Annotated in this window: 3 protein-coding genes; all 3 read left to right on the plus strand. The window is 42.0% G+C overall.

Going from position 1 to position 7,969, the window contains the following annotated elements; all coding sequences use genetic code 11:
- Positions 1-99: 99 nt before the first annotated feature.
- Complete coding sequence (locus SAE01_RS22215; RefSeq protein ID WP_147206033.1) at positions 100-1,995, plus strand: hypothetical protein; 1,896 nt, start codon at positions 100-102, stop codon at positions 1,993-1,995.
- Between the two features lie 172 nt (positions 1,996-2,167).
- The gene (locus SAE01_RS22220) at positions 2,168-4,930 is read left to right on the plus strand and encodes a family 78 glycoside hydrolase catalytic domain (RefSeq protein ID WP_147206034.1); all 2,763 of its coding nucleotides are present in this window, start codon (positions 2,168-2,170) and stop codon (positions 4,928-4,930) included.
- A 151-nt stretch (positions 4,931-5,081) separates the two neighbouring features.
- Positions 5,082-7,661 (plus strand): glycoside hydrolase family 95 protein, encoded by a 2,580-nt coding sequence (locus SAE01_RS22225; RefSeq protein WP_147206035.1) that lies wholly within the window; start codon positions 5,082-5,084, stop codon positions 7,659-7,661.
- Positions 7,662-7,969 lie beyond the last annotated feature (308 nt).

The following is a 7,969-nucleotide window of genomic DNA, read 5'->3' on the forward strand; positions in this document are numbered from 1 at the left end:
TTTTGCCATGTTTTTCACAAAACGAGACAAAAGATTGGTTTGAATTTAAACCAACTTCAGATTACTCGAGGTCAAGGATTAATATGAAAGATTGGCTCGATGCACCTGCCCAATGCGGTTCGTTTTCATAAATTCACCTGGGATGTTACAGATGGTATTCATTCAACCCAGTTGACAGACGACAAATGGAAGAACTTCGATTATTTCTGTTCGCAATTAAAGAAGAAAGGCATCTATTATTCATGGTCGCATATTTATGGCCATCGTGTTCGCAACGCAGACAGCAGCCGTTTATTGGCTTACAATGAAGTTGCCAATACCCGTTTTCCTTGGGCTCATATAAATGGTTCAACTGCCTCTATCGTCAACTTTGCCGAAGATCTCCAGGATCTAAATATTGAGTTGACCATTAACATGCTTAACCATAGAAATCCTGTTACAGGTTTGCGTTACGCTGATGACCCCGGACTGGCGTATATAGAATTTCAAAATGAAGACAATATATTCTGGTCTGCTATTGAAGAAACTTTGAAGCAGACACCTACTTATCGTGCGTTGTTATGTCGAAAGTTTACCCGATGGTTAAAGAATAAGTACGTGAGCCAGCAAGCTTTGGAAGCAGCGTGGGGACAAGGGGTTTTACCACAAGGAGAAAGCCTAGCAAACGAAAACATTTATCCCAAACCAAATCATGGCTTTTTCAGCCATGAATCCGAAAAAGCCTCAAAGGAGAAAACAACTTTACCGCAACATGTTACAGACAAAGCAATGTTCCTATACGAAGAGCAGGCAAAGTTTTATGCAAGGTTTGAAAAGGCAATCAGAAGTACAGGTTATAAAGGTTTGTTGGTTGGAAGTTGCTGGCAGGCTGGTTCGGGGATTTCCCACCTGCTAAATCTACGTGCAGATTATAATGTTGGCATCATTGATCGCCATAACTACTTTGGCGGCGGTACAGGTCATACTATGCAAAAAGGAAAAGTAAATAATGCTGCAATGGTAAGTGTGCCTGGAAGTGGATTATTAAGCACCGGGTTTCAACAAGTGAAAAACCGGCCATTCTTCATTTCGGAATGGATGAGCCTGATACCCACAGAATGGACCGCAGAAAGTTCTCCGCTGGTCGCAGCTTACGGTTTAGGACTACAAGGTTGGGATGCGTCATATGCTTTTGCTATGGATTACTCTCATTTTACACCTACCGTACAAAGCGGCCATGGTGTGTACAATGTTACCTCGCCCACACAACTTGCATTGTATCCGGCTTTAGCTGCGATGATCTATAGAAATGATGTAACGAAAGCAGCTGTTATTGCGGGTAGAAATATTTCATTTTCTGAATTAAGTAAAGGAAAACTTCCTTTTTTTGAAAAGGTAGAACAAGAGGCCGATGTAAAACGACTGCAATCTGCAGTGCCATTGGCGGCGCTTGCAGCAGGAAGAGTAGTTCTAAGTTTTGATGATAAAAAAGAAGGGTCGGAAGCTATTATAAATAAGCTGCCTGCTTCAACAAGCAAGACTATAAAATCAACTACAGGACAGCTGGAGTGGAATTATAGCGATAAAGGTTACTGCACTATAAACACGAAAGGAACACAGGGTGTTATCGGCTTTTTACCTTCAACGCCTGTAAATTTCAATGATGTTCGTTTGCACTGTCAAAACAAGTTTGCTGTCATTTTAGTGACCAGCCTTGAGAAGGGAAAACAGCTTGCCAATGCGAAACGCATACTGTTAACGACAATTGCCCATGCACGCAACACAAACATGAAATATAATGCAGACAAAACGGAATTGCTTGAGGTAGGAGAGGCGCCTTTATTGTTGGAACCGGTACAAGTAACGATGGATATGAAAGCTGGTCAAAACATAAAAGTCTATGTTCTCGATCATATTGGAAACAGAACCGGTGAAATGGTGCCGGTAGTGAAGCGAAAAGTAATGTTGGACGGAAGTAAATACAAAACGATGTATTATGAGGTGGTTTCTGAATAACTTAGATTGACCCTTTTGCAGGGTTATTTCGAAAATTAACTAAAGCTGATGACAAGGCTGAATAAAAAAACAAGAGTACAAGTGAGTGACACAAGAATGGCGGGAGAAGTTAATGGGCTGATAAAAAAAAATTTAGAAATAAAATTTTTAAGACGCTTAAACATTGCTCAATATGACGCATCGTTTTTATCTGATTTCGATTTTCCTCGTTTTAACATCGCTGGTATCAGCAGCCCCTTCATTAAGACCTGCCCGACTTACTTGTGAATATGTACAAAATCCTTTAGGTATAGCTGTATTTAGCCCACGGCTAAGTTGGACCCTGAATGCTGATCAGCGTAATCAGAAGCAGTCTGCGTACGAAGTTTTGGTAAGCGATAATGTTGCTGATATAAAACAGGCCAAAGGCAACATTTGGAAGAGTGGAAAAGTAAAATCTTCTCAAAGCGTAAATATAGAATACAAGGGAGCAGCACTCAAGCCGTTTACCCGCTATCGCTGGCGTGTAAGAGTTTTTGACCAGGATGGAAATGCAACCGGATGGAGCGAGCCGGCGTGGTTTGAAACAGCCATGCTAAACGCCAATGATTGGCAGGCCAAATGGATTGCCGACGACAGGAAGCAGTTTGAAAAGCCAGAGGACTTTTATGGAGATGATCCTATGCCGCTTTTTAGGAAGGCTTTTGATGCAAATAAAAAAATAGCGAGTGCAAGATTGTATGTATCAGGACTGGGCTACTACGAAGCTTATTTGAACGGGCAAAAGATCAGCGATCATGTACTAGACCCGGGGTGGACAACTTACAAAAAGCAGGTGCTATACGTGACGCATGATATTACATCAATGCTTAAGCAAGGTTCTAACGTAATAGGTTTTATGCTGGGAAATGGCTGGTACAATCCTTTGCCATTGACCCTGTTCGGCAGGTTCAATCTTCGCAATCATCAACAAACAGGGCGGCCATGTGTGAAGGCTCAAATACATGTAAAGTATACTGACGGTTCTAAGGAAACAATTGCAACGAACGAGAGCTGGCAAACAGCAACGGGACCAGTTGTTCGTAACAATGTTTATTTAGGAGAACGTTATGATGCCCGGTTAGAACGCAATAATTGGTCAGCAACCTCTGCACCGGATAAAGGATGGAAAAATGCGGTAACAGTCGAAGGCCCTTCAGGAGAACTTACACCACAAATGGCGCCGCCAATACGGGTTACAAAAGTGGTGAAGCCTGTAAAAATCACTGAAGTCGGTAAGGATACTTTTATCGTTGACATGGGGCAAAATTTTGCAGGTGTTGCACGGCTTAAAGTAAAAGGCAAAGCTGGGTCAAAAGTCAGCCTTCGTTATGGAGAAGATATTCATCCTACCGGCCGCTTAAACTACTTAACTACTACCGCAGGTCACATCAAAGAGATCTGGAATTTAAAGGGCGGTGCCGGCGCTCCTAAAACTGCATGGCAACAAGATATCTACACGTTAAAAGGTGAAGGTATCGAACAATGGGCACCACGCTTTACGTTTCATGGCTTTCGGTTTGTGGAAATTACTGGCTGGCCAGGCAAGCCAAATCTTACCGATATTGAAGGCCTTCGAATGAATTCTGACATGCCTGAAAGTGGCACATTCGCTTCTTCAAATGAAATGTTCAATAGGTTACAGGAAGCTATTAAGTGGACCTTTTTAAGTAATGTGTTTAGTGTTCAATCCGATTGCCCCGGCCGGGAAAAAATGGGCTACGGGGCTGATATTGTAGTCACATCAGAAGCTTTCATGTACAACTTTGACATGTCGAGTTTTTATAGAAAGACGGTGAGGGATTTTGCACACGAACAACAACCTGATGGCGGAATAACTGAAATCGCTCCTTACACCGGAATAGCTGACAGGGGATATGGTGGAGAATCGGGGCCATTAGGTTGGCAACTGGCGTTTCCTTTCCTGCAGAAAAAGCTCTATGAATTTTATGGAGATAAACGCATCATTGAAGAAAATTATCCGGGAGTACAAAAGCAGATGGATTTTCTGAAATCGAAGGAAGTCGATGGATTATTCCATTGGGATATAAGCGACCATGAAGCATTGGATCCGAGGCCGGAAGCTTTTTCTGCGGCAGCTTTTTATTATCACCATGTTTTATTGGCTTCTGAGTTTGCAGGTATTTTAGGCAAAAAAGACGATTCGTTGAAATACGCTTCATGGTCAAAAAAGATCAAAGATGCGATCGTAAGAAAATATCTTGTTCCTAAGACCGGCAGGTTTGATAATGCAACTCAGTCCGCTCAGTTATTTGCTTTAGGCTATAATTTTTCTCCGGAAAAAGAAGCCAGCATGAAAGTTTTAATGGATGAATATGCAAGACATAACTGGCACGTGTCAACAGGCATTTTTACGACCAAAATGATGTTTGATTTAATGCGCGGTACTAATCAAAATGATGTTGCCTACCGGGTTGCTAATCAAAGAACTTTTCCTGGTTGGGGGCACATGCTGGAGAACGGCGCTACAACCCTTTGGGAGTCGTGGAAGAAACCTGATAACGCCACTACATTAAACCATCCCATGTTTGGTTCGATCAGTGAATGGTTCTATCGTTCTGTATTAGGTATCAATGCAGCCGCTCCCGGCTTTGAAAAAATACAAATTAAACCACAACCAGCGGGAGACTTAACATGGGCAAAAGGAAGTTATCATTCGATCCGAGGTTCCATTGTTAGCGATTGGAAAAAAGACGCCCAAACCTTCACTCTGCGGGTTTCTATCCCAGCTAATACCACGGCAGAAGTTTGGGTTCCTTCCAAAGAAAATGCCACCATAACCGAAAACGGCAAATCAATAAACGGAGTTACGGGATTAAAATTGACAGGTTATAGAGATGGGTATGCGGTAATAGAAGTTGGGTCTGGAGATTATTATTTTAAATCGAACTTTTAGCCCACATTTAGCTAGTTCCTGGAAATTAGAGTATTTTAACAAAGTTAAACAACCAACGAATCGAGTTTGATTTCAAGGAGGCCAACGCACGCCAAATGATGCCTTCACCTACAAATAACGGGAGGATACGGTCACTAACAATATTATTAATATGAAGTTTACCTGTTTATCAAAACCTGATTTTAATTTATGGAACTGTCGTTCTGTTGTCCATGTCTTCGTCGTAATAGTAATGTTTGCCGGATATAGTAACAACGCTTATGCTCAACAAAAGCCGATGGTATTGTGGTTTGATAAACCTGCTTATCAACCGAAAGTCTTTTCTTATGACGTCGATGAATTTAAGAAGGATTTTAAATTTGAAGAGAAAGGTTGGATGGAGGCGTTGCCTATTGGAAACTCACGATTGGGCGCAATGGTATTTGGTGGTGTGCTCCGGGAGCGGATACAACTGAATGAAAAGAGCCTGTGGGATGGATTCCGCCATGACGATGCAAATTCTTTAGGTGCTAAAGCCCTACCGGAAGTGCAACGATTAATGTTTGCAGGGAAAAATGATTCTGCTGAACAACTCGCTTCCCGCACTATGATGGGTATTCCTGTAAGGATTAAGCCTTATCAAAGTTTAGGGGATTTTTTTATAGAACATGTTGCGCCTGCTTCTGATACAGCTTACTCCAATTATCGCAGGTGGCTTAGCCTCGACTCTTCTGTCGCAGTAACACACTTCACATACCGGGGAGTTACTTTTAAACGAGAAGTCTTTGCATCACATCCGGCTAATATCATAGTTATGCGGATATCTTCCAGCAAGCCCAAAGCACTAAACCTGAATTTGTGGTTACTTAGGGAAAGAGATGCAGTGGTTACAGCTTCGAACGTAGAGGCAAATGCTATTTCAATGGTGGGAAAAGTAAACAGGCAGGATGATCAGGGAAAGCCTGTAGGGATGCAGTTCGCTTCGTGCATAAAAGGGGTTACATCTACAGGTAAAATATCTGTAAATAAAGATGGAGTAATGTCGATTAAAGACGCCAACGAAGTAGTGCTCTATATATCTGCAGCTACCAGTTATGGTGGCAAAGATCCTGATGCAACTTGTCAAAGAATATTAAGGGAAGCCCTTACGAAGCCGGTCCAGAATTTATTTAATGAACACCTAAAGGACTACCAGTCTTTATACGGCCGGGTAAAAATCAATCTTTCTGAAAAAGAACATCCGCTAGAACTTCCGCAAGATCAGCGACTGGTGCGGGTAAAGGAAAAGAGTTACGAAGACCCGTACTTGTCGGAGTTGTTATTTCAGTATGGCCGTTACCTATTGATCGCATCTTCACGTAAAGGTGATCTTCCTGCTAACCTGCAGGGTGTATGGAACCAGCAAATGAATCCACCATGGAGTTCAGATTATCACACGAATATTAACCTGCAAATGAACTACATGGCAGCAGAAGCAGCGAATTTGCAGGAGTGTGCGCTGCCTTTATTTGCACTGATGGATTCGCTTGCTAAGTACGGTCAGCATACTGCTAAGGTGATGTATAATGCAAGAGGCTGGGCTGTCCACCATCTAACAGATGTTTTTTGGAGAACAGCTCCGGCAGATGGCGTTGTAGGCGTATGGCCGATGGGAGGTGGCTGGCTTGCCCATCATCCCTACGATCACTACCTTTTTTCACACGACAAACTGTTTTTGAAAAACAGGGCCTATCCATTAATGAAGGGAGCCGCCCGGTTTTATCTTGATTTTCTTAAGCCTATACCTGCTGGTTTGCCCAATGCCGGTAAGTTGGTGACTAACCCTTCGCACTCACCTGAAAATGCTTTTGAAAAAGAGGATGGAACACAGTTTCAATTCACCTATGGTGCTACAATGGACATGCAGATTTGTACAGAGCTGTTTACAAATTGTCTGCAAACTATTGATGAATTGAGGGAAAACGGGCAATCATTTGATCCCTCTTTTAAGGCAGAACTAGAGGCAGCATTAAGTAAAATTGCACCCGTTAAGATAAGCCCAAGGACAGGTGGCATACAGGAATGGGTAGAAGATTATAAAGAGCCTGAAATAGGTCACCGGCATATCTCTCATCTGTATGGTTTATTTCCGGCTAGCCAAATTACTGTAAACACCCCAACCTTGTTTGCTGCAGCTCGTAAAACCCTTGAAAGAAGGTTAGCCGGAAATCCAAATGCTGCAGTGGAAGAAGCTAAAAATCGGTATAAAAGTTATGGAAGTTATTTGGGCGGTAAAAGTTTTGGTGGCTGGCAAAGTGTCTGGATTAGTATGATGTATTTAAGGCTAGGCGATGCAGAGGAAGCATATAAGCATCATCAATACCAATTGAAATATGGAATGAAACCAAACTTTTTTGGTTCCGCCTTTCAATTAGATGGCACCTATGGCTCAACCGCAGTAGTTACTGAAATGCTTTTGCAAAGCCATACTGGGGTATTAAATTTGTTACCAGCGTTACCTGCATTTTGGTCTGAAGGATTTGTTTCAGGCTTACGTGCAAGAGGTGGATTTGAGGTGTCAATAAGCTGGAAAGCAAACAGGCTCAAAGAAGCGAGCATTATTTCTAGGAGCGGATCTTTATGTAGGTTCCAAGTGAAAGATGCAATCAGGATCTTCTCGGGTGGAAAAGAAATACAACCCACAAAAAATACGGATGGAATAATTCAGTTTTCAACGATTAAAGGGGCAGAGTATGAGATTACCCCATTATAGTTGCTTTGCTTTGCAACGTGAAAAATCAGGCCTAGTATAACTTACGCCACGTGCACTTAAAGTGTTATTTCAAGGCAAAAACAGAATTTCCTTCTTATTTCTTTTTTTGATTAAAACGCGTTGAAACATTTTAAAGATGCGTGTTAAAGGTGCTGACGCGCAGCCTTAAATTAGGTGTTGCTATATTGCTTTATTGGTATTTTCAACTTCAAATCTCGAATTGTCTTTCGGTTTTAAAAACGTCATCAGGCAATAGACAGCACTTAGTACGACAAGAAAAATAGACATGCCTATTGCTTCTTTGCCTG

Origin of the sequence: Segetibacter aerophilus, assembly GCF_007991655.1 — a bacterium.
Lineage (GTDB): Bacteria > Bacteroidota > Bacteroidia > Chitinophagales > Chitinophagaceae > Segetibacter > Segetibacter aerophilus.